The sequence below is a fragment of the Cellulomonas sp. P4_B5_2 genome (assembly GCF_056402235.1).
Map to the genome: position 1 here is coordinate 1 of NZ_JBFUHU010000404.1, position 2,809 is coordinate 2,809.

Annotated in this window: 3 protein-coding genes; all 3 read right to left on the bottom strand. The window is 70.3% G+C overall.

The features are described from left to right. Positions 1-1,253: alpha-amylase family glycosyl hydrolase (locus AC1DUQ_RS20175; RefSeq protein WP_477074466.1), on the bottom strand; the 1,253-nt coding region annotated here is incomplete at its 3' end. Positions 1,254-1,371: 118 nt separating this feature from the next. Beyond that, positions 1,372-2,097 (bottom strand): biuret amidohydrolase, encoded by a 726-nt coding sequence (biuH, locus tag AC1DUQ_RS20180; RefSeq protein WP_477061474.1) that lies wholly within the window; start codon positions 2,095-2,097, stop codon positions 1,372-1,374. Positions 2,098-2,112: 15 nt separating this feature from the next. Continuing rightward, positions 2,113-2,652 (bottom strand): cysteine hydrolase family protein, encoded by a 540-nt coding sequence (locus AC1DUQ_RS20185; RefSeq protein WP_477061473.1) that lies wholly within the window; start codon positions 2,650-2,652, stop codon positions 2,113-2,115. Positions 2,653-2,809: the final 157 nt, after the last annotated feature.

The window sequence follows — 2,809 nt, forward strand, 5'->3', positions numbered from 1 at the left end:
GTGTCGATGCGGAAGCCGTCGACGCCCAGGTCGACCCAGTCGTTGTAGACGTCGATGAAGCCGTTCACGACCGTGGGGTTCTCGGTCATGAGGTCGTCCAGGCCGGAGAAGTCGCCGTACGTCGTCGACTCCCCGGTGTAGGTCGAGTTCCCGCGGTTGTGGTAGAGCGTCGGGTCGTTCAGCCAGGCGGGAACCTTGACGTTCTCGTCCTCGGGCTTGATCACCGGCGTGTACGGGAAGCTCGTCGCGGCGTTCATCGTCGGGAAGGTGTCGGTGCCTGCGTAGGTCGCGGGGTCGAACTCCGTGCCTGCCGCGTCGGTGTACGGGCTGGTGGCCTGGTCGATATAGCCGTACTGGCCCTCGGTGTAGTCGATGACGTCGGCCGTGTGGTTGGTGATGATGTCGAAGTAGACCTTGATGCCGCGCGTGTGGGCGTCGGCGATCAGTGCCTCGAGCTCGGCGTTGGTGCCCAGGTGCGGGTCGATCTGCGTGAAGTCGGTGATCCAGTACCCGTGGTACCCGGCCGAGGCGTCCGCGCCCGTGCCCTGGACCGGACGGTTCTTGAACGACGGGGTCAGCCAGATGGCCGTGGTGCCCAGGCCCTCGATGTAGTCGAGCTTGCTGTGCAGGCCGGCCAGGTCGCCGCCCTCGTAGAAGCCCTTGTCGGTGGGGTCGAACCCGGTGGCCAGCCGGTCGCCCGTGAGCCCGCCGGTGTCGTTCGCGTCGTCGCCGTCGGCGAACCGGTCCGTCATGACGAAGTAGAACTGCTGGTTCGCACCGGGGTCGCGCACGGGGGTCGCGACGAGGGCGTCGTCCGCCGGCGTGTAGCCCGCACCCAGGTCGAGCGGGGTCAGCGCGATGCGGTGCGTGGTGTCGTCGTAGGTGAACCGCAGCGTCGACGGACCCTCGATGACCAGCGGGATGTTGTCGGCACCGCCGTTCTTGCCGTACGCCTCGTCCCAGGTGTCGTTGATCGCGACCTTGTACTCGTACGCTCCGGCCGGGACCGTGAAGTCCGCGGAGTAGACCCCCTCCGTGGCGGTGAGGGCAAGGTCCGTGGTGTTGCAGTCGGGCTGCCAGTCCCCCGGGCAACCGAGCTCGCTCTGCAGGCTGCCGACGAGGGCGACCGTGCGGTCGGCGGCTGCGGCGGGGCTTCCTACCGCGGCGACGAGCCCGACGCCGACGACCGCGAGGGCGGTCAGCGCGGCGAAGGCTCGAGACAGGGGGCGGACGGGGGCGTCGGCGGGCGACATGGCGACTCCTTCGTCTCCCCGCACGTCGATGTGCGAGGCAGGTGTCGCCGACCGTATCCGCTTGCAGCAACTTGCAGCAAGAGATTCGGGCGATTCCGCAGTCTTCGGATGGTTCGGACTAGACGGTCACCGGGTTCGCCAGTGCGGCCAGCAGGGCCGCCGAGTCCGCGACCGCGCCGAACACGCCGCCCTGCATCGTCACCATCTTCAGCGCGGCCAGGTAGTTGCCGTAGTCCGTGGCGCCCGTGCAGTCGGACAGGAGCAGGCACTCGTACCCGCGGTCGTTGGCGTCGCGCATGGTGGTGTGCACGCAGACGTCGGTGGTGATGCCCGTGAGGATGATGTGCGTGATCCCCCGGTTGCGCAGGATCAGGTCGAGGTCCGTCGCGTAGAACGAGCCCTTCCCCGGCTTGTCGATGACCACCTCGCCGGGCAGGGGCGCCACCTCGGGGACGATCTCCCACCCGGGCTCGCCGCGGGTGAGGATCCGGCCGCACGGCCCCAGGTCCCCGATGCCGGCGTCGATCCGCCGCGAGCGCCACAGCTTGTTCGCGGGCAGGTCGGACAGGTCGGGACGGTGTCCCTCCCGGGTGTGGATGATATGGAAGCCCAGCTCGCGTGCCACCTCGAGCATCGCCGCCGTGGGCGCCAGCCCTGCCCGGGTCAGCTCCAGGTCGTAGCCCATCGCGGCGACGTATCCCCCGGGGCCGCAGAAGTCCTGCTGCCAGTCGATGTTGAGCACGGCCGTGGTCTCGGCGGAGAACGTGCCGTCGTAGGGCCAGGCGTAGGGGTCGGCGACGACGGGTCCGTACGCCACCGTCGTCGTCGTGAGCTGGTCGGTCATCGTGGTCTCCTCGGGTCAGCGCAGGGCGGGCTGGGGTGCGAGTGCTTCGACGACCTCGGTGGAGTACCCCACCGCGCCGAAGATCCCGCCGGACATCTCGATGCTGGAGATCGACGCGGCCACCAGGGACGGGTCGATCGGCACGCAGGCGTCGACGACGAGCAGGCACTCGTAGCCGCGGTCGTTCGCGTCCCGCAGGGTCGAGTGCACGCAGGTCTCCAGGCCGACGCCGACGACGACCAGCCGCCGGGTGCGGCCGGTGCGCAGGACCAGGTCGAGGTCGCTGGCGTAGAAGCCGTCGACCCCGCCGGCCTGCATCTCCAGGTCCGCCGTGAGCCCGTGCGGGTGAGGGCCCGCCGCCGGGTCCGGAGCCGGCGCCGTCGTGCGGACGACGATCACCCTGCCCCCCGCGGCCTGCACCGCCGAGGCGAGGGGCCCCACGGGCGCGGCGAGCTCGCAGTCCCCCGCCGGCAGGACGACGAGCAGCGCCGTGCGGGTGCCGTCGAGGTCGCCGTCGAACGGCCAGGGGTACGGCGTGGTGCCGGTGACGTGCATGGTGTCTCCTCGGGTGGGAGCCCGGGGCCGGCTCGCACGAACCGGCCCCGGGGAGGATCAGGAGACGGTGCCGGTGACGCCCTGGACGAAGTAGTCCATCTGCTCGATGGTCTCGATCGGCGGGGTCTGGCCGTCCGGGACCTTCACGGTCCCGTCC

What these genes read in the sequence shown, in the direction of transcription:
- biuH (WP_477061474.1), bottom strand. Translation starts at nt 2,097, where the DNA reads ATGACCGACCAGCTCACGACGACGACGGTGGCGTACGGACCCGTCGTC.
- AC1DUQ_RS20185 (WP_477061473.1), bottom strand. Translation starts at nt 2,652, where the DNA reads ATGCACGTCACCGGCACCACGCCGTACCCCTGGCCGTTCGACGGCGAC.